This window comes from Bacillus sp. WC2507 (genome assembly GCF_052656125.1).
Map to the genome: position 1 here is coordinate 2738551 of NZ_JBQXPN010000001.1, position 25109 is coordinate 2763659.

Annotated in this window: 25 protein-coding genes, 1 pseudogene and 1 other annotated feature; of the genes and pseudogenes, 19 read left to right on the forward strand and 7 right to left on the reverse strand. The window is 33.9% G+C overall.

Features of this window, described 5'->3' with window-relative positions:
• Nucleotide 1: 1 nt before the first annotated feature.
• Entirely contained in the window at nucleotides 2–538 is a 537-nt protein-coding gene (locus ACUN28_RS14640) for a DUF2812 domain-containing protein (protein WP_016087372.1), read from the forward strand.
• A gap of 330 nt (nucleotides 539–868) precedes the next feature.
• Here ACUN28_RS14640 and ACUN28_RS14645 read toward each other — a convergent pair whose 3' ends face one another.
• Nucleotides 869–1117 (reverse strand): hypothetical protein, encoded by a 249-nt coding sequence (locus ACUN28_RS14645; protein ID WP_000433610.1) that lies wholly within the window; start codon nucleotides 1115–1117, stop codon nucleotides 869–871.
• Between the two features lie 282 nt (nucleotides 1118–1399).
• Here ACUN28_RS14645 and ACUN28_RS14650 point away from each other — a divergent pair, with 282 nt between their 5' ends.
• The 9 genes and pseudogenes from ACUN28_RS14650 (at nucleotide 1400) to ACUN28_RS14690 (ending at nucleotide 7312) form a co-directional block, all read left to right on the forward strand.
• Nucleotides 1400–1783, forward strand: a complete 384-nt coding sequence (locus ACUN28_RS14650; protein WP_016087373.1) for a VOC family protein — start codon at nucleotides 1400–1402, stop codon at nucleotides 1781–1783.
• Nucleotides 1784–1797: 14 nt separating this feature from the next.
• Nucleotides 1798–2340: a GNAT family N-acetyltransferase gene (locus ACUN28_RS14655; RefSeq protein ID WP_016087374.1), complete on the forward strand. Its 543-nt coding sequence runs from the start codon at nucleotides 1798–1800 to the stop codon at nucleotides 2338–2340.
• Complete coding sequence (locus tag ACUN28_RS14660) at nucleotides 2340–2921, forward strand: kinase (protein ID WP_016087375.1); 582 nt, start codon at nucleotides 2340–2342, stop codon at nucleotides 2919–2921. The genes ACUN28_RS14655 and ACUN28_RS14660 overlap by 1 nt, the downstream gene beginning before the upstream one ends.
• 24 nt (nucleotides 2922–2945) lie before the next feature.
• On the forward strand, nucleotides 2946–3524 hold the full coding sequence (locus ACUN28_RS14665) for an HAD-IA family hydrolase (protein WP_016087376.1): 579 nt from the start codon (nucleotides 2946–2948) through the stop codon (nucleotides 3522–3524).
• A 164-nt stretch (nucleotides 3525–3688) separates the two neighbouring features.
• Nucleotides 3689–4423, forward strand: a complete 735-nt coding sequence (locus tag ACUN28_RS14670) for a LytR/AlgR family response regulator transcription factor (protein WP_016087377.1) — start codon at nucleotides 3689–3691, stop codon at nucleotides 4421–4423.
• The gene (locus tag ACUN28_RS14675) at nucleotides 4423–5739 is read left to right on the forward strand and encodes a GHKL domain-containing protein (protein WP_016087378.1); all 1317 of its coding nucleotides are present in this window, start codon (nucleotides 4423–4425) and stop codon (nucleotides 5737–5739) included. Before ACUN28_RS14670 ends, ACUN28_RS14675 begins: the two co-directional genes overlap by 1 nt.
• 89 nt (nucleotides 5740–5828) lie before the next feature.
• The gene (locus ACUN28_RS14680; RefSeq protein WP_016087379.1) at nucleotides 5829–6506 is read left to right on the forward strand and encodes a YhfC family glutamic-type intramembrane protease; all 678 of its coding nucleotides are present in this window, start codon (nucleotides 5829–5831) and stop codon (nucleotides 6504–6506) included.
• 2 nt (nucleotides 6507–6508) lie between these two features.
• Entirely contained in the window at nucleotides 6509–6895 is a 387-nt protein-coding gene (locus ACUN28_RS14685) for a DUF3887 domain-containing protein (protein ID WP_016087380.1), read from the forward strand.
• Nucleotides 6896–7001: 106 nt separating this feature from the next.
• Nucleotides 7002–7312: pseudogene (locus ACUN28_RS14690) on the forward strand (hypothetical protein).
• Nucleotides 7313–7352: 40 nt separating this feature from the next.
• Here the strand turns inward: ACUN28_RS14690 and ACUN28_RS14695 are convergent.
• Together ACUN28_RS14695 and ACUN28_RS14700 are read right to left on the reverse strand one after the other, a co-directional pair.
• Nucleotides 7353–7568: a helix-turn-helix domain-containing protein gene (locus ACUN28_RS14695; RefSeq protein ID WP_000974619.1), complete on the reverse strand. Its 216-nt coding sequence runs from the start codon at nucleotides 7566–7568 to the stop codon at nucleotides 7353–7355.
• Nucleotides 7569–7578: 10 nt separating this feature from the next.
• Entirely contained in the window at nucleotides 7579–8061 is a 483-nt protein-coding gene (locus tag ACUN28_RS14700) for a DUF2975 domain-containing protein (protein ID WP_016087382.1), read from the reverse strand.
• A 301-nt stretch (nucleotides 8062–8362) separates the two neighbouring features.
• Between ACUN28_RS14700 and ACUN28_RS14705 the strand changes: the two genes are divergently transcribed.
• The 3 genes from ACUN28_RS14705 (at nucleotide 8363) to ACUN28_RS14715 (ending at nucleotide 14059) form a co-directional block, all read left to right on the forward strand.
• Nucleotides 8363–10036, forward strand: coding sequence for an alkaline phosphatase (locus ACUN28_RS14705; RefSeq protein WP_016087383.1), 1674 nt, complete (start codon nucleotides 8363–8365; stop codon nucleotides 10034–10036).
• Nucleotides 10037–10339: 303 nt separating this feature from the next.
• Nucleotides 10340–12724 carry an immune inhibitor A domain-containing protein gene (locus ACUN28_RS14710; protein ID WP_016087384.1) on the forward strand — a complete coding sequence of 795 codons (2385 nt, stop codon included), beginning with the start codon at nucleotides 10340–10342 and terminating at the stop codon, nucleotides 12722–12724.
• Between the two features lie 303 nt (nucleotides 12725–13027).
• Nucleotides 13028–14059, forward strand: coding sequence for a fatty acid desaturase (locus ACUN28_RS14715; protein ID WP_016087385.1), 1032 nt, complete (start codon nucleotides 13028–13030; stop codon nucleotides 14057–14059).
• A gap of 455 nt (nucleotides 14060–14514) precedes the next feature.
• Here the strand turns inward: ACUN28_RS14715 and ACUN28_RS14720 are convergent, their stop codons facing one another.
• The gene (locus tag ACUN28_RS14720; protein ID WP_016087386.1) at nucleotides 14515–14862 is read right to left on the reverse strand and encodes a VOC family protein; all 348 of its coding nucleotides are present in this window, start codon (nucleotides 14860–14862) and stop codon (nucleotides 14515–14517) included.
• A 31-nt stretch (nucleotides 14863–14893) separates the two neighbouring features.
• Between ACUN28_RS14720 and ACUN28_RS14725 the strand changes: the two genes are divergently transcribed.
• Both ACUN28_RS14725 and ACUN28_RS14730 read left to right on the forward strand, forming a co-directional pair.
• Nucleotides 14894–15103 carry a hypothetical protein gene (locus tag ACUN28_RS14725; protein ID WP_016087387.1) on the forward strand — a complete coding sequence of 70 codons (210 nt, stop codon included), beginning with the start codon at nucleotides 14894–14896 and terminating at the stop codon, nucleotides 15101–15103.
• Between the two features lie 270 nt (nucleotides 15104–15373).
• On the forward strand, nucleotides 15374–15805 hold the full coding sequence (locus ACUN28_RS14730) for a DUF7832 domain-containing protein (RefSeq protein ID WP_016136724.1): 432 nt from the start codon (nucleotides 15374–15376) through the stop codon (nucleotides 15803–15805).
• Nucleotides 15806–16035: 230 nt separating this feature from the next.
• Here ACUN28_RS14730 and ACUN28_RS14735 read toward each other — a convergent pair whose 3' ends face one another.
• Both ACUN28_RS14735 and proC read right to left on the reverse strand, forming a co-directional pair.
• Nucleotides 16036–16734 carry a DUF1963 domain-containing protein gene (locus tag ACUN28_RS14735; protein ID WP_016136723.1) on the reverse strand — a complete coding sequence of 233 codons (699 nt, stop codon included), beginning with the start codon at nucleotides 16732–16734 and terminating at the stop codon, nucleotides 16036–16038.
• A 692-nt stretch (nucleotides 16735–17426) separates the two neighbouring features.
• Complete coding sequence (gene proC / locus ACUN28_RS14740; protein ID WP_016087390.1) at nucleotides 17427–18245, reverse strand: pyrroline-5-carboxylate reductase; 819 nt, start codon at nucleotides 18243–18245, stop codon at nucleotides 17427–17429.
• 339 nt (nucleotides 18246–18584) lie between these two features.
• Nucleotides 18585–18795: a binding site (T-box leader), on the forward strand.
• A 145-nt stretch (nucleotides 18796–18940) separates the two neighbouring features.
• Here proC and proB point away from each other — a divergent pair.
• Both proB and ACUN28_RS14750 read left to right on the forward strand, forming a co-directional pair.
• Nucleotides 18941–20044 carry a glutamate 5-kinase gene (proB, locus tag ACUN28_RS14745; protein WP_016087391.1) on the forward strand — a complete coding sequence of 368 codons (1104 nt, stop codon included), beginning with the start codon at nucleotides 18941–18943 and terminating at the stop codon, nucleotides 20042–20044.
• A gap of 40 nt (nucleotides 20045–20084) precedes the next feature.
• Nucleotides 20085–21332, forward strand: coding sequence for a glutamate-5-semialdehyde dehydrogenase (locus ACUN28_RS14750; protein WP_016087392.1), 1248 nt, complete (start codon nucleotides 20085–20087; stop codon nucleotides 21330–21332).
• 49 nt (nucleotides 21333–21381) lie between these two features.
• On the opposite strand, the gene ACUN28_RS14755 is transcribed toward ACUN28_RS14750, so the two are convergent.
• Entirely contained in the window at nucleotides 21382–22575 is a 1194-nt protein-coding gene (locus ACUN28_RS14755) for a NupC/NupG family nucleoside CNT transporter (protein ID WP_016087393.1), read from the reverse strand.
• A gap of 166 nt (nucleotides 22576–22741) precedes the next feature.
• Here ACUN28_RS14755 and ACUN28_RS14760 point away from each other — a divergent pair, with 166 nt between their 5' ends.
• Both ACUN28_RS14760 and ACUN28_RS14765 read left to right on the forward strand, forming a co-directional pair.
• Nucleotides 22742–23785, forward strand: coding sequence for an ArsR/SmtB family transcription factor (locus tag ACUN28_RS14760; RefSeq protein ID WP_016087394.1), 1044 nt, complete (start codon nucleotides 22742–22744; stop codon nucleotides 23783–23785).
• Between the two features lie 51 nt (nucleotides 23786–23836).
• Complete coding sequence (locus ACUN28_RS14765; RefSeq protein ID WP_016087395.1) at nucleotides 23837–25057, forward strand: MFS transporter; 1221 nt, start codon at nucleotides 23837–23839, stop codon at nucleotides 25055–25057.
• Nucleotides 25058–25109: the final 52 nt, after the last annotated feature.

Genomic DNA, 25109 nt, shown 5'->3' on the forward strand with positions numbered 1-25109 from the left:
GATGGAGACTAAAAGGGTATTCAAATTTTTTACGGCATGGAATTTAGAAAAAGAAGAAGCTTTTTTACGAAAGATGCATCAACAAGGTTGGGGATTACAAAAATATAATTTAATGTATACGTTTAAGAAAACTGAGCCAAAAGATGTAATATATAAAGCTGATTTTAGATTGGCCTATAGAGATTCAAAAGAAAAACAACAAGAGTATTTCGAAATATACGAAATGTCAGGTTGGAAACGCGTAACAAGTTTCACAAGATGGAATTATTTTTGTAAAGAAGTAGAAGAGGTAAATGAATTGCCTGATATTTACTCAGAAAAGGAGACGAGGATACAAAAACTAAATGAATTATTGCTATTCCTTGTTATTATATCAGCAAGTATATTACCATCAATGTATAACCTATTTTTAAGCCCGATGGAATCAAGAGTGCCAATTTGGGCGAAAGTTATGACAGGTCTTTCAGGTTGTATGTGGATGTATATCTTTATAAGACTCTCTTGGAAAATTAAGAAATTAAAAAGTGAAATATTATAATAAATAAAAAGTGGAGTTCAAAAGAAGTTGATTTTGTAAGGGGAATATCGGAATCAACTTCTTTTGTTTCTATATAATTATATTTTTGTTCACTCTTTTTTATATAATAAAAATCTATATGAAGGTACAAAATTAACAGTTACAAAGATAAACCCCACAATACCCCGAAAATAATGAATGAAGAAAAAACGATTTATATCGAGGATCAAAAAATAAAAGATGACTAAAAAGGTGTGGGGTGTGATTTATAATAAGGAAGAAAAACGTTTTTTATTAACATATAAAACGAAAAACCCCCTATAGAAAATTGGTAGGGGGTAATAAAAATGTTTAAGAAAAAGACTGATTTTGAGCAGGTTTAATAAATTGCTCAGGATTTTCAACAAGTCCACATACAGCACATTGGACGCGGTAAGTTGGTCCTTGATAAGCCATATGAAAAGCATTCATCGTTTCATTTGTGTATTCTTCTTCTACTTGACCAGTTTGTGGATTTAATTTGACTGGTTTTACTTGTTGCTCAAGAATATTAAAGCGAGTACGGTTCGTTTTACAACTTGGACATAGCATTGGTTCCATATGTATACACCTCCATTTGTAGCATTTCTTAAACTTTTTAATTTTATGCACGTAAAAAAACTTTCTCAATATAAATGGGTATTTAAAGTATTTAAAATTCAGAAAAAATAAAATATAATAAAAGTACGAACTGGTTATGTCCAAACCAAATCTCCTGTTTTATGCCAATAAGCTGGGGGCCGAGAAATCGGCCTCATTTTTTTGTGCTCGTTATTATAGGAAACAAGGTTTTTATGAGACTTTTGTCGAACTTTTAGGGATGGATATAAAGGGGGATGTAAAATGAATTTAAAAATGAAGTACATCATTTTATATGTAGAAAAGTTTGAAGAATGTTTAAGGTTTTATAAAGATGTTCTACAGCTACCTATAAAAGCAGAGCACGGTACATATATCGAATTTAATACGGGAACTACCATTTTAGCGATGAACACACGGCAAGATGTGAAAGAATTAACAGGACTACCACTTACAGAAGGCGAGTTACAATCTTCCCATTTCGAATTAGGGTTCGTTGTCGAAAATGTACAAGAAAAGATTGAGCAATTTAGAGAGCAAGGTATTAAGATTTTAGTTGAACCAATTGTGAAACCGTGGGGACAAACCATTGCATATATTGCAGATCCAGATGGGAATTATATTGAAATTTGCAGTTCATTAGAATAGAAGGAGAAAAAGAGATGGGGTTTCCGAAACTAGAAACAGAACGTTTACAATTAAGAGAACTAACACTGTTAGATGCAGAAACGATGTTCCGTTATTTTTCAAAAGAATCTGTTATACGTTATTTTGGAATGGATTCTTTTGAAAATATTGAGCAAGCGAAAACAACGATTCAAGCGTTTAAAAATCGTTATGAAGAGGGAACTGTATTTCGCTGGGGAATTGAGAAAAAGGGCACAGGCCAATTAATCGGAACGTGCGGATTTCATTTAATAAACAAGCATCATAAGCGAGCTGAAATTGGTTATGAATTAGACGATACATATTGGGGACAAGGGTATGCAACGGAAGCGTTACAGGCAATTTTAACTTACGGATTTGAAACGCTGCAACTTATAAGAATTGCTGCGGTTGTATATGTAGAAAATAAAGCTTCTCAAAAATTATTAAGTAAAGCAGGATTCCAAGAAGAAGGATTACTTCGAAAACATATGATTCAAAATGGAGTTGCTCATGATACGATTTTATATTCTTTATTAAAAGAAGAGTGGAAGAAGTAATGAGTACAAATGAGCTTATAAAAATAATGAAGAAACATAAAGAAAATAGGTTCATTCTAGGTATAGATGGCTTAAGTCGATCAGGAAAAACAACATTTGTAACAAACTTAAAGGAAAATATGAAACAAGAAAGTATTCCGTTTCATATTTTCCATATAGATGATCACATAGTCGAGCGTAATAAACGATATCAAACTGGCTATGAAGAATGGTATGAGTATTATTATTTACAGTGGGATATTGAGTGGCTTCGGCAGAAGTTTTTTCAAAAGTTACAAAATGAAACAAAACTGAAATTACCGTTCTATAATGATGAGACAGACTCATGCGAAATCAAAAAAGTACAGATCCCCATAGTAGGTGTAATTGTAATTGAAGGTGTTTTTCTACAGCGAAAAGAATGGAGAGATTTCTTTCATTATATGGTGTACTTGGATTGTCCAAGAGAGACAAGGTTTCTGCGGGAAAGCGAAGAGACCCAAAAGAAACTTTCGAAGTTTCAAAATAGGTATTGGAAAGCAGAGGATTATTATTTAGAAAATGAAACACCACAGAAGAGAGCGAACTTACTTATAGAATGATTAGAAAATAGAAGGGTGAATAGAATGAAGATTTTATGGGATTTTGATGGGACGTTATTTGATACGTATCCTGCATATACAATGATACTTTCTGAAGTATTAGGTGATACAGTAGATAAACAAGAAATATACAAAAATTTAAAAATATCATACTCACATGCAATCCATTATTATAAGGTTTCATGTGAGCAGGAAGAAAAGATTAAAGCTTTGAAGGGGAAATTCACTCCAAAAGATATGAAACCTTTTGCAGGTGTCGAAGAGATTTTGAAATTTGCGGATAAAAATGTGATTATGACCCATAAACATAGGGCGGGGGTTATGGGGATTTTAGAATATTACGGCTGGGACAAATACTTCGTAGACATGGTTACTATTGACGATGGTTTCCCACGTAAACCGAACTCTTTAGCGTATGATCACTTACATAAAAAGTATAATATTGATTTAGCTATTGGAGATAGAGAGTTAGATTTATTACCTGCAAAAGAATTAGGTATTTCAACATGTATGTTTCAAGGGAACTGTGATGCAGCGGATTATTCTATATCGCATTACTCGGAATTTTTTAAGGTAGTGAGTGATAAAAAACTCCCTTTATAAATAGTTAGAACAAAACCTCAGCTTTTTGCTTGAAAAGTTGAGGTTTTTCTATGTTATAACAAATTATTTTTTAAGTATTGAGAAGGAGATTATTACAACAATTTGAATTATATAGTTATAGATAAATCTATAGATGAAAAGATTTCAATAAAGCGAGTGATCACATGAGTATTTTTATTTTAGAAGACGATGTCATACAAGCACAGCAATTAAAGAGGCTAGTTGAAGAGATTTGCGAGAAATATATGTTGCCCTTTGACTTTATTGAGGCAACTAGTAAAAGTGAGAACATTATTACTAATATTCCTAAGGCGAGGTATGTCCCAATCTATTTTTTAGATATAGAGATAAAAAGAGAAGAGCGTAGAGGTTTACAAGTGGCGCAAGAAATACGTAAGTATGACACGCAAGGGATTATTGTGTTTGTAACAACGCATTCTGAATTTGCACCTATTTCATATCAATACATGGTATCAGCTTTAACTTTTATTGATAAAGGGTTGCGATACGAGGAGAGGCGTAAAGTTTTTGAACAATGTTTACTTCAGTATGAAGCGCGTAATAAGCATATCGTTCCATCGGACGATTTTATCGTTGAAAATAGTAATGCAACTGTGCGGGTTCCTTTTCATGAAGTTGAATATGTTATGACTGATGAACCGCACCGTTTAGCATTAGTGACGCTAGATCGTATCGTTTATTTTTATGGAACATTAAAGGAGATAGAAATAATAGATGAACGTTTATTTCGTTGTCATCAATCATATATCGTGAATACGAAGCAAATGTCTTCTTACGATGCGAAGCAAAAAATGATAGTTTTAAAAAGCGGGAAACGCATTCCAGTATCACGGCGTTTAGTGAGTAAAGTACGTAATATGTTAAAGGGTGAGATGTGATGTATATTTATGATTTATTTGCAATCCTGCTTACTAGTATGTGCCATACGTTTTTATACATTCAATTAATCCGGTACAACAGATTGTCAGTTAGAATGTTACTAGCTTTAAGTGCAGTATTCATTATTTTACTAGCTATTGTTGTAACAGTAACGAGATATCCAGAGTTGAATAGTACGATTGTGTTATTTTTAATAAGTTTAGGATTAATGCAAAATGAATTGAAATTTAAGCATAATGTATATTTTGCACTAGTCAGTATGGTTATTATAACGTTAGTGAAAATGTTGCTTTTTGATTTAGGAATGAAAATCTTTATGTTAACGCCATTCAATTTATATTTATGGACAGGTAGCATGATTCATCTTATCGTATCGATACTTACTTTTATCGGTATTTTAGTAGCTCGTAAAAGAATTCAAAAAATTGCTCAATATATAGTAGGTAGTCCGCTATACTATGTAACTTATGTATTATTAATTGTCGGATTTATGATTGAACTAATTTTGACTCGGCCATCTACTGCATTTTTAGCAAAATTAAATCAACAATACAGTGAAGAAAGTTATATTTCAGCGATTATTGTATTTTTATTATTACTAATCATTGTACTAATAAGCTCACACTTATCGAAAGAAAAGTTACGAGAAGAGCATGAAAAACGTTTAGATAAAGAGTTATTAGATTATGTCGAGAAATTAGAGGATATGCATGATGAGCTTGCTAGTTTCCGTCATGATTATATGAATGTATTACTATCGTTAGAAGAGGGAATACGTACAAAAAATGTGAAGGAAATTGAACAAGTGTATTATGATGTGATAGCTCCTACGTTAAAAACAATAAATGATCATGAACTTGATATTGCGAAATTATCTCGCATTCATATTCCTGAAGTGAGAAGTGTATTAAGAGCAAAAGTTGGAACAGCCCAGCAGCAACAAATAAAAGTAATGCTCGATATACCAGAGAGCATTGAAAGTGTTTCGATGACGATCATTTCATTTATTCGCATCATTTCAGTTTTAGTAGATAATGCAATTGAAGAAGCGGTACATAGTGAGGAAAAGATATTGCAAATCGCATTCTTTGAGATGGATTCACGACAATATTTTATTGTGCGTAATAGTTCAAAGGGTGAAGCGATTGATTTGCAAAAAATTTATGAGAAAAACCATTCAAGTAAAGAAGGGATTAGAGGATACGGGTTATTTTCATTAAAACGTATCATGAATAAAACAAATAATGCGACGTTAGAAACAACTTATGTAAGTCCTTATTTCACGCAAACATTCATATTAAAAGAAATGAAATGACCATCTATGATGAAAATGAAACCGAATAGGAAATAGCTACATATTTTCTTCACTCGTTTTTATACACTTTAAGTAAGAGGTGAAGCGAGATGAATGGTCTTATTTTCACAACAATGATTAGCTTTGGTTTACCGCTTATAGCACTTTTATATGCTGTTTGGAAGAAACGTTATATTCCATATATGTTAGGTGTATTGGCTTTTGTTGTATCACAAATATTGATCCGCATACCAATACTGAATTATGTAAATGGAACTAGCACAAATTTTCAGATGTTTTCTGTTATGCAGCCTGTACTATTTGCAGTTTTGCTTAGTGTATCAGCTGGAATTTTTGAAGAGATAGCTCGTTTTATCGCAATGCGCTATTTTATGAAACAACGAGATTGGCAGTCTGGTTTTTTATTTGGAGCAGGGCATGGTGGTATTGAGGCGGTACTGATAGTTGGTATCCCGGTATTGTCTTTATTATTGTCACAAACAGTCATCCAAAATGGTGATAGTTATTATTTCGGCGGTATTGAGCGCATCTTTGCGATGGTATTACATGTTGGGCTTTCCTTCATTGTATTGCAAGCTGTCGTCCAAAAGAAATTTCGTTATGTTGTATATGCAATTCTCATCCATGGCACTGCAAATGCATTAGCTGGAATTATATCGCTATATGTACCAGGGGAAAGCGGGATCATTATGTCAGAAGTTTCAATAGCAATTTGTGCTTTAGTCGTTTTTAGTTATAGTTTCATTTTAAAAAGAAAGGGTGTATGAAAATGAGAAAAATGTTACTTATTATGATAAGTGCTATCGCGGCGTTCGCGCTCGCAGCATGTACCGGTAATAAAGTAGATGAAAGTGCGTCTAAAAAATTTATTCCGAAAGCGGAAGAAATTGTATCATTATTAAATGAGGCGAAATATAAAGAAGTGCATGAAAAATTTGATAGTAAAATGAAAGCTGCATTGCCAGAAGAAAAGATGAAAGATCTTACACCTGTAATTGAGAAAGCTGGTACATTCGAAAAAATTGAAAAACAATCGATTGAAGAAAAAGATGGTTTATATACTGTTATTCTTGTAGCGAAGTATAGTAAAGAACAACGGACATTTATTATAACTTATAATGATAAAGAAGAAATAGCAGGTTTAGTTATTAAATAAAAGCAGATACAGTGGGAGTTTCCGCTGTATCTGCTTTTTGTTTTAATTAAATTATGGTTATTTTTGCTAATATGAACTTATAGTTATATAGAAGGGATGGGTTAGTATGAAAACTGAACTAGTTCCTAAAAAGAAGTACAGTATAATAAGCTACATATCTTTACTCATCGGCATTTTATGTTTTCTGTTCGTATTTATTACACCGACAAGAATAGCGAATGTGGGTAATGTAGTGGGAGATTATATTACAGTTGCCCTCACAGTTGCAGGTATCATACTTTCTGTCATTACGATGACGAGAAGACAGAGAAGAAGGGGATTGCTATTCTTTCATTCATACTGTCCTTATCATTATTTATATTTTGGGTTATCACGATTATATTATTGTTTACTGGTCAAATTAGTTTTGCGCCGTAATATGCAATAAAAAGAGTCCTTCTCGTATGAAGGACTCTTTTTATTCGGTATCTTCAGGTTGATATTCTAAAATATCCCCAGGTTGGCATTCTAATGCTTTACAAATGGCTTCTAAAGTTGAAAAACGAACTGCTTTTGCTTTTCCGTTTTTCAAAATAGAAAGGTTAGCCATTGTAATCCCAACCTTCTCCGAAAGCTCTGTTACACTCATTTTTCTTTTCGCTAACATTACATCAATATTAATAATAATTGCCATATTATTCACCTCAGACCGTTAAATCATTTTCTGATTTTATATCTATAGCATCTTTTAATAGTCTTTGGAGTACGGCAGCAAAGACCGCGATTACCATTGAAGCAAAAATCATAATCATTCCGATAATAATAATGCCAGGGGCGTCATCTCTCTCTGCCACAAGATAGAAAAGTGGCATACCTAATACATATAATACACTAATTGCTAGTGCACTGTACTTAATATTTTTTAAAGCTTTAACTGACAACTCTGAGAATGCGTTGTTTTTGTCAATATAGTTTAAAAGTTTAAATGTTTGATACAGCGCAAAATAATATGGTATTGCTGTTGCGTATAAGTTGATAAACACAAGATATTTAATATATGCAATATCAGGATATAGCTCTGCAGCGAAAGTACCTATTTTAGGGACTAAAAAAATGCACATAGCAAGAACGGGGATACCCATTAGAATCACAGCTGTCTTTAAGAAGAGTGTGGATCCTTGTTTCATAAAAAGCACCTCATTTATTTAATATCTTATTAATTTACCACAAAATTTATTGTTAAACAATAAATTTTTATTTATTTTGATTGTTGATTTGTTGTTAAACAATTAACTAATGAAAAGAATACTAAATCTTCTTTATAAGATAGATGATACATACCGATATGTAATTCACGAATAAAAGAGAAAGTAACTATTGTTAGCTTTATAAGAATTGGGGACTAATAAAACATATGTAGGTAGTGAAAAGTAAAGGGAAATCAGAACTTTGTATGTAAATGAATGTGAAACTATTGGAGGCGCAATAATGTCGGAAGTGGGTTTAAAGATGAAGAAGTTACTGTTAGTAGGAACAATCACACTAAGTATGTTAGGTACTGAAGGCATGATGAATCACCATATGGTGGAAGCAAAAGTGAAAAAAATAGAACGTCAACCGAAAAATGTAATCATAATGGTTATGGACGGAACGAGTTCTTCAGCAACTACATTAGCTCGCTTGTATAAAGGGAAACCACTTGCATTAGATGAAATTGTAACAGGAGGAGTTCGTACATATTCGGCGGAATCAGCTATTACAGACTCAGCCCCGGCAGCAACAGCTTTAGCGACGGGGAATAAATCCAATTCAGGATATGTAGGTGTATTACCTTCTACTGTGAGTTCACCTGGCTTAAAACCAATAGAAGAAGAGGACAAGTTACGGCCAGTTGCCAATGTTTTAGAAGGTGCCAAACGTACTGGTCGCGCAACTGGAATTGTTGCTACAGCTGAAATTCAACATGCTACTCCTGCTGGATTCTCCGCTCATCATGTGAATCGTAAGAATTTTGAAGTGATCGCGGAGCAACAAGTGTATCAAAATATAGATGTCGTATTAGGCGGGGGGAAATCGGCACTGCTCCCTATAAAAAATAACGGAATTCGAAAAGATGATGAAGATTTAATAAAAGTGATTCAAAACAAAGGATATGACTTTGTTGAAACGAAAGATGCATTATTGAAATCCAAATCTAATAAAATTTGGGGCTCTTTCTCACATAATGCCTTAGCATTCGATATGGATCGTGAAGCAACAAATCCGGAGCAGCCAACACTTTCTCAAATGACAGAGAAAGCAATTCAAACGTTATCAAAAGATAAAGATGGTTTCTTTTTATTTGTGGAAGGAAGTAAGCCAGATTGGGCAGCTCACGCAAATGATCCAATTGGGATAATTAGTGATGTGTTGGCATTTGATGAAGCGGTAGCAAAAGCGTTGCAATTTGCAAAAAATGATGGTAATACGATGTTAATTGCTGTAGCTGACCATGGTAATAGCGGGATTTCTATTGGAAATATGAATACGACAAAAGGATATAATACTACGCCGGTTTCTACATACATTGATCCATTGAAAAAGGCGAAGATGACACTTGAAGGGACTACAAATAAACTGAAATCTAATTTGTCGAATGTAGAAGATGTAGCTAAATTATACGGTTTGGACAATTTAACTTATGATGAAAAAGAAAGATTAAAAGCAGCAAAAAAGAAAATAGATGTAGGTCCAATTTATACTACATTATTGGCCAATCGTGCGAACATAGGCTTCACAACAGGAGGACATACAGGTGAGGATGTGTTTTTATATTCTTACGGTCCTCAAAAGCCATACGGTTTGATCCAAAACACAGACATTGCGAAGACAATGGCGAAAGCAATGGGCTTTAATTTAGAAGAAGTAACAAACAAATTATTTGTAGAGAGTGAATCAGTCTTTAAACAAAACGGTGCAACTATAACGATAGACAAAACTGATGCAGCAAATCCTGTGCTCATAGTAAAACGTAATAATGTAAAAGCTCAATTATTGGTTAACAAAAATATTATTCGTATCAAGGGTAAAGAGTATGAATTAGGAAGCGTTGTTGTAGAGAGTAAAGGGAAATTCTATGTACCAGAAAAAGCAATCCACTTATTTATAAAGCATTCTAGTTAAAAAAATGTCAATTCCTTAACTTGTACTTAGGAATTGACATTTTTTGTGTAGATGAAATTTCACTCGAAAAAAAGAGTAAAGAGAATCGCATTTTCTGTAAAAAAACTTGCTATCAGTTTATAAATTATTTTGCATGGAGATTTTGCAATATTAGACGTATTGTTATTTTATATTTTCACCCTGCATAAAAAAATATTTCTCAACAATTGTACATCAATAAAATATTGAATATTCACATTATAACGAATATTATGTTGTTATCGATAAAAAACGATGATTCTCAACAATCGGGGAGGAAATACATTGAAAAAGAATAAGAAGTTAAAACCTTTATCAGTATTAGCAACAGCCGCAGTACTAAGTAGTACTTTTGCTTTTGGAAGTCAAGCAGCATATGCTGATGCGCCATCATCTCTACCAATAGATGAGCATTTAATACCGGAGGAGCGTTTAGTGGAAGCGCTGAAACAACGGGGAGTAATTGATCCGGCTGCATCACAGGCTGAGGCTTCAAAGGCTGTCGAAAAATATGTTGAGAAAAAGAAAGGGGAAAACCCTGGGAAAGAAATTTTGACAGGAGATAGTCTTACGCAAGAAGCTTCTGATTTTATGAAAAAAGTAAAAGATACAAAAATGAAGGAAAATGAACAGGCGCAGCAACCTGAAGTAGGACCAGTGGCTGGACAAGATGCAGGATTGAATTCTAGAAAATTAAATGGAAAAGTACCTACAACACCAGCTAAGCAAGAAGAGTACAATGGAGCTGTTCGAAAAGATAAAGTACTTGTTTTACTCGTAGAATTTAGCGATTTTAAGCATAACAATATTGATCAAGAACCAGGATACATGTATTCAAAGGATTTTAATCGTGAACATTATCAAAAAATGTTATTTGGTGATGAACCATTCACTTTATTTGATGGATCGAAGATTAATACATTTAAGCAATATTATGAAGAACAATCTGGTGGTAGCTATACAGTTGATGGGACTGTAACAGAATGGCTTACTGTTCCGGGAAAAGCGTCAGATTATGGTGCTGATGCGGGTACAGGGCATGATAACAAGGGGCCTTTAGGACCAAAAGATTTTGTGAAAGAAGCATTAAAAGCAGCGGTAGCAAAAGGAATCAATTTAGCAGACTATGACCAATTTGATCAATACGATCAAGATGGTGATGGAAATAAAAATGAGCCAGATGGAATTATTGATCATTTAATGGTTGTACATGCAGGGGTTGGTCAAGAAGCTGGCGGTGGTAAATTGAAAGATGATGCGATTTGGTCACATCGTTCAAAACTAGGTTCAAAGCCATATGCAATTGATGGCACGAAATCTTCTGTCTCGAACTGGGGCGGAAAGATGGCTGCATATGATTATACAATCGAGCCTGAAGACGGAGCAGTTGGTGTGTTTGCACATGAGTATGGCCATGATTTAGGCTTACCAGATGAATATGATACAAAGTACTCAGGACAAGGTGAACCAGTTGAGTCATGGTCTATTATGAGTGGTGGTAGCTGGGCTGGAAAAATTGCAGGAACAGAGCCAACGAGTTTCTCACCACAAAATAAAGAGTTTTTCCAAAAGAATATGAAGGGGAACTGGGCGAATATCCTTGAAGTAGATTATGACAAACTTAGCAAAGGAATCGGTGTTGCAACATATGTAGATCAAAGTACTACAAAATCTAAACGACCTGGAATCGTTCGTGTTAACTTGCCGGACAAAGATATAAAAAATATCGAATCGGCATTTGGTAAGAAGTTCTATTACAGTACAAAAGGAAATGACATTCATACAACACTTGAGACACCAGTATTTGACTTAACAAATGCAAAGGATGCTAAGTTCGATTATAAGGCATTTTACGAACTGGAAGCGAAGTATGATTTCCTTGACGTATATGCGATTGCAGAAGATGGAACGAAGACACGCATTGATAGAATGGGCGAAAAAGATGTAAAAGGTGGCGCGGATACAACGGATGGTAAGTGGGTTGATAAATCATACGATTTAAGCCAATTCAAAGGGAAAAAAGTAAAACTGCAATTTGAGTATGTAACAGATATTGCAGTAGCTTATAAAGGATTTGCGTTAGATAATGCAGCCTTAACTGTAGATGGAAAAGTTGTTTTCTCTGATGATGCAGAAGGTCAGCCAGCAATGACGTTAAAAGGCTTTACTGTATCTAACGGATTTGAACAGAAAAAACATAATTACTATGTAGAGTGGAGAAATTACGCTGGTTCTGACACTGCGTTACAACATGCACGTGGCCCAGTATTTAATACAGGAATGGTTGTGTGGTATGCGGATCAAAGCTTTACAGATAACTGGGTAGGCGTTCATCCAGGTGAAGGGTTCTTAGGTGTAGTAGATTCTCATCCAGAGGCAATTGTAGGGACATTAAACGGACAACCTACTGTGAAGAGCAGTACGCGTTATCAAATTGCCGATGCGGCATTCTCATTTGATCAAACGCCAGCATGGAAAGTAAATTCGCCAACTCGCGGTATATTTGATTATAAAGGATTACCAGGTGTTGCGAAATTTGATGATTCTAAGCAATACATCAACAGTGTTATTCCAGATGCCGGACGTAAGTTGCCGAAACTAGGATTGAAGTTTGAAGTAGTAGGTCAAGCTGAAGACAAGTCTGCAGGTGCAGTTTGGATCCATCGCTAAAATAAAATGAAAAGGAGCTGTCATAAGTTGGTGAAACCTGACTTGTGGCAGCTCTTTTCTTCTTGTGAAAAAGTTCTCAGTTTTTTTATATATTTATTGGCAAAAATAGAAGTTTCTTCGATAAATGAAATGCTCCATCTGTCCGATTATATAAGCTATTTTGGACGTAAGTAATTTGTAAGTAATGAGTAAGAAAAAAGAGATTTTTATATTATATAATATTTATTACATCTACTTTTAACACCTGATACTAATAGTATGCTATAATGTGAATTAGCAACAAAAAGGAAAGGAATTAGAACAATGACATTAGAAAATACTAAAAATTTAAAAAAACAAGTTGCTCCGTATGAAAAATCAACGATTAAAAAAAGTGTGTGGCAACTTATTAACACAGTCGTGCCATTTATTGTTTTATGGTACCTTGCTTATAAAAGCTTGTCCGTTTCTTATTGGTTAGCATTAGTGCCATCTCTGTTAGCTGCTGGTTTTATGACAAGAATTTTCATAATTTTTCATGATTGTACCCATTATTCATTCTTTAAAAGTCGACCTGCAAATAGAATAGTAGGGACATGTATGGGTGTTTTAACATTATTCCCATTTGATCAATGGGGGCATGAGCATTCTATTCATCACGCTACAAGTGGTAATTTAGATAAGCGAGGTACAGGAGATATTTGGACGCTTACAGTGGATGAATATGTAGCTGCGCCATTTAGACTTCGTTTAGCATATCGTTTATATCGCAATCCATTTGTTATGTTTGGATTAGGTCCAATTTATGTTTTCTTGCTTAAAAATAGATTTAACCGAAAAGGTGCTAGACAGAAAGAACGTATGAATACGTATTTGACGAATATTATAATCGTTGCTTTAATAGCTATACTTTGCTGGGCAATTGGGTGGCAATCGTTCCTGTTAGTGCATGGTACGATATTCTTAATAGCAGGTTCAGTAGGAATTTGGCTGTTTTACGTACAGCACACATTCGAGGATTCTTATTTTGAAGAGGATAAAGATTGGGAATATGTGAAAGCGGCAGTGGAAGGAAGTTCATTTTATAAACTTCCAAAAATCTTGCAATTCCTAACTGGTAATATTGGATTCCATCATGTTCACCATTTAAGCCCAAGAGTACCTAATTATAAGCTAGAAGAGGCACACAATAATACGCTTCCGTTAAAAAATGTACCAACGATTACACTTGCTACAAGCTTACAATCACTCCGTTTCCGTCTTTGGGATGAGAAAAGTAACAATTTTGTTAGCTTTAAAGAATTCAAAAAAATAATTAAAAACAATGTTTCTGTTCGAGTGAAATCTGAACTATAATTTCATCGAATATAAAAAACTCTCCTTAATCATTTTCGATTTAAGGGGAGTTTTTGTTTAAATAGTAAATGTCAGATAAGAAGAAAACTTAAAGAATTCAATTTGTAATCGCGGAAGATTAGGAAATGTTCGTTAGGCATGAATATAAGATAACAGTAATTATATTATGTTAACAACTTGAGATGTTATGAATTTTTTATATATTATTATGACTGTTCATAAATCCGCCGAAAATTAATAGTAAAAGGGGGATAGTACAAAAATACTTGTAGAATAATATTTAAAAATAAGGAAAAAAGCTATTCTTTTCGTAAGAATAGCTTTTTTGTAAATGTTCTTAAGTTGATGGGCATGGGATAGAATATAAAAAATAAGGATTCACAAAGCTAAGAAGTTTTTATTTACTTTATTGAATTAAAGAAGCTGCTAATTCAATAGCAAATGATTACAACCCGCTATTTCTCCCAAAGCTCGATCAATCGACCTTCAGGGTCCTTTATCCAAATAAACTTTCCAAAATCACTAATTTCTTCTTTCTTTTCCAGAGGTACACCAATTTGTTCAAGATGCTGAATAGTCTCATTCATATTATGTACTTGGAAATTTAACATTACTTGCTGTTCTATTGGAAAATAATTATCGTTTTCGGTAAAGAAAGAAAAAATAGTCTCATTTCCTAATTGGGGTTTAATCACAGTCCCATTCCAATTGTCTATTTCAATTTTCAACACATCACTGTACCATTTTTTTATAGCATCAATATTTTTAGTTCTCCAAAATATTCCCCCGAAACCTTTTATCATCGTAGATAGCCCCTGTCTCTTTTAAAATTTTATGGCATTATATATTCAATATATCAAAACAGTAATAGTAAGGGAAATAGAAGAGTTTGACGTTCCAGTATTAAATATGGGGCCGGTAGGAAAAGATGCACATCAATGGACAGAACGTCTCGACGTGAATTACGCATTTGAAACGCTATTAGATATGTTACCGAAATGTATTGAAAAATTATTAGTTTCTAATAAAATTACACAAGCGTAGTAGGGCGTAGGTAAGGGATAAAACTAGATTTAAATGTTTATAAAAAAGTCGCATCGTTTTGAAAAAAGCTTAACCGTTTTACAATTATACCCAATGTGCTAAAATCACTTTGGGTATATGGTAGTTTTTTAAAATTTCTATATTAAAAAGAGACAGGTGTAGGGATATTTTCTTAACTGCTTTTTTTTATTAATGTGGGTTAGAAAGGGTTTGTTTCGAAATGATGTTAAAAAGTTAAATGATGAGACTTATCAAAAGGAGTTGGACACTGTGATTTATGATAAAGCTAAGTACTACTTTGACGATATTCCAGAGGATCTCCCAATTGAGCAAGCATATGTACATACTGGTATGTTTCTTGGGTGGATAATTGAAAAAAATTTATATAGTAAAGAATTTGAAGAAAAGTCTAAAGATGATATTAATAGGTTTAAGCTTAGACAAATCACCGGTACGCAAATCTATATGAAGTGGGGTGGTGTGTTTGCAGACGACATGTTAAATGATGAGGGCAATCAATTTGCAATGTATTACTTTAATACTGAAAAGCGTTGGGAGTATATGAATGATTATATGGATGTTTTTGTACATGTTGGCGAAACACTTTATCAAGTACAAGATAATTGGGAAAACTATTTTGAATTAAAAGAAGAGATTGAATATAGCTATATGTTTTGGAAAAGTAATATACAGAAACTGTAATAGCTTATTCTTGAAAAAAAGATTAATTAAGAAATACGAAAGAATAGTATAATGTCGCATGTAATGGGGGATTGATTTTTTATTTAATCACAGCAAAATAACTAAATTGTTACTTAACAGTTTCATAATCCATCTTTCCATTTAGACGTTTTGTTCCTTTTTTCTATCCGCTTTTTTAGCTTTCGAATCAAATATAGAAAGAGGACAAAACGTCAATTTAAATTTTATTCTTACAAGAAATCACAATGTGCGATCCATTCATTTGTTTTACTATTTTTAGCAAAGTAAATTCCGCCGCCATGAATAATCTTTAATTGTGCTTTTGGATCGCCTGTTATTTGAAAAATATATTCATAATCCGCGGGCCATTGGATACCTGATTGGGCAAAGCTAGCATAACCTCCTAATTTGTGTATGTAGTGATTTTCTTCAAATATGTCCTCGTAGTAGTCAATCTCAATTGTGTTTTCAAGTTCAGAAATTCTATCTTGCAAGTTGTTTGGGAAATCTTCCGTATCCCATTGTGGAAACTCATTAGTTACTAACCTTGGTATTAAAGGAAAAGGTTTTAAATTTGGAAACGTAAGTGACATTTCATTCGGTACTAGTCCCTCTAAAGAATCATATTCTCTAATACAAAAATTTCCTGATAAATTAGATAAATCTTTAGCAAAGTTTGGAGAAAGAAATACTGCGATGGCTCTCAAATCTTTTACTGCTTCTGGAATGAAAGGTAATTGAGTTAAATTAAGCATCATGATTGCATACATTTTGTCTTGATAACGGTCGATTGGGTAAGTTTCACCTGGTAATGAATAGAGAATCTTTCCAATCCAACTTTCATTTATACATAATTCGGGTCTTTTTCCACCTGTTTGAAAAATAGTTGCTCTTCTTCTTAGAATATTCTTTATATGATCTAATTCCAAAGTGTTTCTCCTCCTATATATTTCATACTCTCTTTATTTTAATGGTTTTGAAATAAAGTTCCAATGCTTATAAAAAAGTTACGATGATTATAATAAAGTGGCGATAAAATATAAAAAGGAAATTGATTTTTTGTTAAAAATCAATTTCCTTTTTACGTGTTAAAAATATTTTAACTTTATTATAAAGGAACCTAAATCATAGCCTGTTTTAATTATAGCTACAGTTGAAATTAAAGCTAATGAGTATTTAATATATTGATTGTTGAGGAATTTCTTTATGTTTTTCACTTTGTACATCTCCATTGTATTGATAATATTAGTTTATAGTATCACAAAAGTAATGATTAATAGTCATTACTTTTCTAAGGAAAGATACTTAATTGACGGAAAACTCAACAAAATAATGGATAACATAACGATGAAACTTTTTTAAAAATTTCATCGTAATTCACAAGGAAAGACTTCATTCTGATTCAATCTTTTATCAAAATAGATCATATTTGTTAACTATAGAATACAGATTTGTAAGGGGTTATTGAACAAACTTTTTTTAAAACTACACTAGAATCTCAAAAGAATATTGAAATAAAATTATTACAATATAATAAAGAATAAAACGGGAGAGTATGTAATCCACTATTTACTAATTAAATGCATGTAAATTCATAGCTAACGTGATCTCTTTTATACTTTTACTTTTTCGTTTGTCCAGATAATTCAACAGACTTTTGCGTACAGCGCTGCATTGCTGAAATGATAGCTGTTCGTAAGCCTTTTTCCTCTAATGTTGCTACAGCTTCTATCGTTGTTCCGCCAGGAGAACAAACCATATCTTTCAATTCACCTGGATGTATGCCTGTTTCTAGCACCATTTTTGCAGAGCCTAATACAGCTTGAGCTGCAAATTTATATGCTTGATTTCTTGGCATACCATCTAGCACAGCAGCATCTGCCATCGCTTCTATAATCATATATACGTATGCTGGTGAAGAGCCACTTACAGATGTTACAACGTCCATTAATTTTTCGCTTACAATCTCTGTTTGACCAAAGCTATTGAAAATGTTTAGCACATCTTCTAAATCTTTTTCTGTAACCATTTCATTAGGGCATAATGCAGACATTCCTTCTCCAACAAGAGCAGGTGTATTAGGCATTACTCTTACAACCTTTAATTTTTTATCAAAAGATTCCTCTGTACTTTTGATGCTTTTTCCAGCAGCGATTGTTACAACAATAACATCGTCTTTTATCTGCTCTTTCACTTCGTTAATTACTGAAGAATATAAGTCTGGTTTAATTGATAAAATTAAAATATCAGCATTTTTAGCGACTTCATTGTTGTCAGTAGTTGTAGTTAGTCCATATTGTTCACTAGCATTTTTTAAATTCGTCGTGTTTAAATCTGAACAAATGATTTTATTTGAAGACACTATATTTTTATTTAGCATCCCGCCAATGATAGCCATCCCCATATTTCCGCATCCGATAAATCCAATTTGTTTGTCCATAATAACTCAATCTTGCTCCTTTTATCATAAATTATATCGGTCTGATATTGTTATTCTAAAATAATAATGATATCTTCATGCAATATAAAGAAACATTCTAAGAGAATATATTCCTTTTTGCAACACCAAAAGTTAAAAATCAATTATATTCGACATTATGTAAATATATACACTGTAATTTAAGGTTTAATATTTATGTATATGACTTAATATTATATCGATTTGTATTTTCATTCAGTAGATCAATAATTTCATACAAGTAACTTGCGGGTCTATTTATTTTAAAAATACCTCTTGACACCGAATCGAACTATATCGCATAATATAAAAAAATTAAACCGAAAATCGTTGAAGGGAAATAGTACATATGTCTTCTTGCGAAAGAGAGTGGAATTCACCGGCTGAAAGATTCCTCGTATAGAATATATCGAACCTATCCCTGAGTCTTAAATGAAAGTTTAGGCGTTCGCCTGCGTTATAGGCACCAAGTGGATATCTATGTATATCAATTAAGGTGGTACCGCGGAACAATGACCGTTTCGTCCTTTTTATTTTATTAAGGGCGAAGCGGTCATTTTTATTTTGTCCTCTAATACGATAGGTGCAGCATTGATGAGAAGAGACATAGCAGCAAATTGTATGAATAAAAGTGTGATTGATAAAAAACTTTGATTTTAGACTTGGGGGATATAAAAGTGAAAAAACAACGAATTGTTGTAAAGATTGGGAGCAGTTCTTTGGCGGATAGTCACGGGAGCATCTCTATAGAACAACTTTCAGATCACGTTGCCGCATTGGCTCGATTGAAAGAGGAAGGGCACGAGGTGTTATTGATTACATCTGGGGCTGTCGCTGCAGGTTTTTCGGCTCTAGGATATCCTAACAGACCTGTGACAATTAAGGGAAAACAGGCTGCTGCGGCTGTCGGACAAAGTTTGTTAATGCAGGCGTATACGGAGGAATTTCGTAAATATGGCATCGTTACTGCGCAACTATTACTGACGAGAAGTGATTTTTCTAGAAAAGAACAATATAGTAACGCTTACGCTACTTTAGGAGAGTTACTAAACCGTTCTGCTCTTCCAATCATTAATGAAAATGATTCCATCTCTTTAGAGGAGCTAACATTCGGTGATAATGATATGCTGTCAGCTTTAGTAAGCGGGCTTGTTTCGGCGGATGTGCTTATGATTTTTACGGATGTGAACGGTTTATATGACAAAAATCCGCAGAAAAATGCGGATGCGAAAAAATATTATTTCCTTCCTGAAGTTACGGAAGAAATCGCTTCTCTTGCAGGAGATGCTGGCTCAAAACTTGGGACTGGCGGTATGAAATCAAAAATTGATGCGGCAAAAACGGCACTATCTCTTGGAGTGAGTGTATTTATCGGAACAGGACGTGGACAAGAGAAATTTGTAGATGTGTTGAAGGGCAAAGGTGACGGAACGTATATCGGAAATGCTCCTCAAAAAGAAATGAAGATGAATAAGCAATGGATTGCTTTGCATTCGCTTGTTAGCGGACAAATTGAAGTAGATGCCGGGGCAGCTTCTGCTATCATTCAGCATGGTAAGAGTCTTCTTCCTGCTGGTGTTACGAATGTATCAGGATTTTTCAAAGTGGGCGAAGTCGTAGAAGTGATCACGCAACAAGGGCGCATAATTGGAAAAGGACAATGCACATATAGCGCAGAGGAACTAAGAGATGTCAAAGGTATGCAAAGCCAAGATATTCAGGCAAGAGGCGACAGGCATAATTATGAAGTCATCCATAGAGATCATTGGGTTTCATTTTAAGAATAGAGATCACTTTAACATTAAGAAGGAGGAAACAAAAATGAATGAAGTGTTGGCAAAAGGGAAAAGGGCAAAAGAGGTTGCTCGAGAACTTGTGCTTAAATCTACAAGTCAAAAAAACGAAGCACTTGCTGCAATTGCTGAAAGGCTAATAGTAGAAACAGCTTATATTTTAGAGGAAAACAAACGTGATATCGAAGAAGGGAAGGCGAAAGGATTTTCTCATTCTCTTCTTGATCGCCTTATGCTTACGGAGCAGCGTATTATTGATATGACAGAGGGGATTAAGCAGTTAATTGAATTACGTGATCCTGTTGGAGAATGTGTAAGTGCATGGGAAAGGCCAAATGGATTATCTATTCAGGAGATGCGCGTACCACTTGGTGTTGTTGGGATGATTTACGAGGCAAGGCCGAATGTAACCGTGGACGCTGCTACAATTTGCTTGAAAACAGGAAATGCAGTTATATTACGTGGTAGTTCTTCTGCTATTCATTCTAATAAAGCTATTGTTGCTGTACTTCACCGAGCGCTTAAACAAACGAGCTTGCCACAAGAAAGTGTACAACTCATAGAAGATACGTCGCGAGATAGTGCAAAGCAGTTGTTTACAATGAATGATTACCTAGATGTTCTTATTCCAAGAGGTGGCAAACAATTAATTGATACTGTAGTGAGAGAAGCCTCTGTTCCAGTACTTGAAACGGGTGCGGGAAATTGTCATATTTTCATTGATGAAACAGCGAATAAACAAATGGCATTTGATATTATTATAAACGCAAAAACGCAGCGTCCATCTGTATGTAATGCAATTGAAACAATTGTACTTCATGAGAAGTGGGCGCAGCAATATGGTAACGAGTTGTTTTCTAGATTGAAGGAAAGAGGCGTGGAGTTACGCGGTGATCAGAAAGCACTGGCAATTGATTTTTCAATGGTACTTGCTTCAGAAGAAGACTGGGAAACGGAATTTTTATCTCTCACGTTAGCAGTGAAAGTAGTTTCTTCTATAGAAGAAGCGATTCATCACATAAATACGTATGGATCTATGCATTCTGAAGCGATTATTACTGAAAATGAGGAAAACGTCAGCAAATTTTTCACTTCTGTTGATGCGGCGGCACTTTATCATAATGCATCAACTCGTTTTACTGATGGATCTGAATTCGGATTCGGAGCAGAAATTGGCATCAGTACACAAAAGCTACACGTAAGAGGACCAATGGGGCTTCCAGCATTAACTTCTACAAAATATGTGATTCGTGGAAATGGACAAATTCGAAAATAAAAATAAAAGACACTCAATTCGTTTGGGTGTCTTTTATTTTAAAAACTATTTACCATACAAATAACCCAACAAGCATAGCGCTTAATAAGGAAACAGCCATTCCACTCACAAGAAGCTTCCAAACATTTTTCCCGATGACTGATGATTTTTCGCCGCCAAATAATGAATTGTAAGTTCCATAAATCATACCTACTGTACTAAAGTTAGCAAAAGAAGCTAGAAATGTTGTTGCAACCGCAACTGTATGCGGTTGTAAAGACTTTAAGTTTGATTTTAAATCCATCATGGCAACAAATTCATTCGTCGTTATTTTGATCCCCATTAGTTCAGCTACATACATAGCATCACTGCCCGATAAACCGAGTAAAAAAGCGAAAGGACTAAAGATAATGGAGAAGATTTTTTGAATTGTTAAACCTGTTACAAAAAATCCTAAAATCCCATTTAAACATGCTGTTAAAGCTACATATCCAATTACCATAGCTAAAATAACGATAACCATATTCATCCCGACTAACATACTGTTTGAAATAGTAGAAAAGAAATCCTTTTTTTCATGTTTTGAAGGTGTATATACGACATCTTCTTCTTTCGAAACTTCCACAGGATTTAATACATTGGCTAAAATTAATGCGTTAATACAGTTTAATGGGATTGCGCTGAAAATATATGTTGCTGGAACCATTGATAAATAAGCGCCAAGAATGGATCCGCTTACGCTACTCATACTCATAATTCCAAAAGTCAACAAACGATTTTCTTTTAACACAGATAATTGATCACGAACAACTGCAAGTGCTTCCGTATTTCCTAAAAACATCATTTGAATGGAAAAGAAGCTTTCTAACTTTGGCAAGCGAGAAATCTTTGAAATAACTGCACCTACTTTATCAATAATCCAAGTTAAGATTCCGAAATAAGATAGAATATCGAAAAAAGTAATAACAAAAATGATAGGAAGTAATGCACTAAAGAAGAAATCAATGTGTGGACTGTCCATAGCTGAAGGAAATGCAAATCGAATTCCTTCATTCGCACACGATAGTAGCCAACTGAAAAATGACGCAATTTTATTAATGATAATACTGCCGAGCTTCGTGCCTAACATAAACCATGTAATAAAGAGTTCCAATATGATTAGAATAACGATCGGTCTCCATTTTATATGTTTTTTATTAGGCGAACATAGAAAAACGATTAATATGACAACGAAAATCCCTAACATATTTAATATGAAATGCATCTCAACAACTCCTTGAGAGTTATTATTTGTATATAAAAAAGCTCCTATTCTTCCTAATTTAGAATGAGTGTATTTCAATTTATATTTTTTATTAATTCTAAAAATTTAGAAGGTATAATTCGATAAAAATAGAATTTAATACATAACAAACAAGGAGGGGATAAAAATGGAGGTCTATCACATAACGAGTAGAAAGAGGGAAACTTATAACGTTCAAGTAAAATATTCGATACTTTTCGAATGCGCGCTTGGCATTGCAGCAATTACTCATAAAAGGCTAATCGATACTCTTGAAAAGAGTCAAACTGAATGGGAAGAAATTAAGGAATCCTTAACAAAAGAAATGAGAGAGCACTTACAGTTTGTAGAAGAACATAATACTTGGAAAGCGTTGCTTCAGATGTTGTATGAAGAGGATTCTCAGGACTTATCGCAGTTTAATTTTAAAATTGATTCACTTTTAGAAGAAGATTTGAAATATATATGTTTACCGTATTTAGGAGAGAAGTATGAAGAGAAAAGACGTTTAGCAGCAAGTGGAAACGTAACTGCAATACATGAACTAATGGAACTGACACAAGAACATCAGTTTTTCTCTACTTATATTCGTTTTATATGTGATGTTGATGTACAAGTGCTGAAATCTCATTTAATCGCTGTTATGACAGGTTGGTATGAGAGCGTTATTCAGAAAGAGGAAGAAGAAATCCTTTCTATATTAAAACGAGACTATGAAGCGAAAAATGAAATGAATAAAAAGATGAAACCAGAAGAGTTTGTCGAGTGGGCGACTGGCGGTGTGAACTATATGCCAGAACCAAGTGTTCATCACGTGCTTCTTATCCCGCAAATGACATACAGACCGTGGAATATTGAGGCGGATATTGAAGATACGAAAGTATTTCATTATCCAGTTGCAAACGAAAGTATCCATCCTGAAGATCCATATGAACCGAATTATTTTTTAGTTCAAAAACATAAAGCGCTTGGAGATGAAGCGAGGTTACGCATTGTAAAAATGTTGTTCGAAAAAGAACGAACATTGCAGGAAATAACGGAAAGACTGCAACTTGGTAAATCGACTGTACACCATCATTTGAAATTGTTACGTGCAGCGAAGTTAGTGGATATTCATGATGGAAAATACGTATTAAGAAAGAAAGCAGTACAGTCTTTAGCGAAAGAATTAGATATGTTTTTGAATAGATAATTAACAACGAGAATGTACATAAAGGGAGGAATATAAAAGAAAAGTTGGTGTATGAAATTGAAAAATGTATTGAAAAATCGTTCGTTCTTTTTTATGTGGATTGGTAGTGCAATCTCAGAATTAGGAGGGGGTTTCGGAACGTTATGTAATTCAATTCTAGTATATGAGTTAACAGGATCGGAAATGGCATTAAGTAGTATGTGGTTATTATATTTCATCCCATCACTCATACTGCAATTAATAAGTGGCCCATTTATTGATAAATGGAGCCGGAAGTGGATTATGATTTTTTCACAATGGATACGAGCGTCCGTATTCTTATTACCTTTGGTGATGCTAGTTTCAGGTAGTATAGAAGTTTGGCACATTTATGTTGTTCAAATTGTAGTGGGACTTATTACACCACTTTATACACCTGCAAGTCAAGCAATTACACCGAGCATTGTAGGGACAGAACAACTTCAAGATGCAAATGCGTACATTGATGGAATGACTCGCCTTATGATGTTTCTTGCGCCAGTATTAGGCGGAGTAGTCATTCATTTAATTGGAACAGAACTTACATTATCTTTTGTATGCATTTGTTTATTTGTTAGTGGTGCATTATTACTTAATATAAAAGAAAAAAGAACAAAACAACCTATTCGGAAAACATGGCTAGAACAGTTTCTTCGCGGTTTTACATATTTTTTCACAAAACCAGTTATTGTTTGGCTCGGTATATTTCTTACTTTCGTGCAATTTGGGGTTGGCGTAACGATGGTTACAAATCTTCCTTATATAAAAAACGAGCTGTCAGCGGGATATGCGGAATATGGTTATTTTATGGCCGGATTCCCACTTGGCTATGTAGTTGGATCTATACTAGTCGGAAAAGTAACGTATAAAAGTCGACGTATACTTATGCTTGGGGGATTGTTTATAGGAGGACTAACATACATTTCTCTAGGGTTCAATCATAGTATAGTAATTGCGTTGTTCATTGAAGTAGTTGCAGGTATTTGCATTGCCTTTTTCAATGTTCATAACACAACCATTTGCCAAAAAACAGTACCAAACAATATGATAGGACAAGTATTTTCAGTGCGATTATTTTTCATACGATCCGCTATGCCGTTAGGTGTGTTATTAGGAGGCATACTGAGTGAAATGTGGGGAGTAAGAGCGCTATATTTAATCATCGGTGCAATTATATGTGTCACTTCTTTAATAGGAATATTACTTCCGTATTTCAAATTTTTAGATGAGGCGATAGAAGAGAAATCAGCATAATTCAAAAAATTAAAACTTTATAATTGAAAATAATTATCATAATCAACTATAA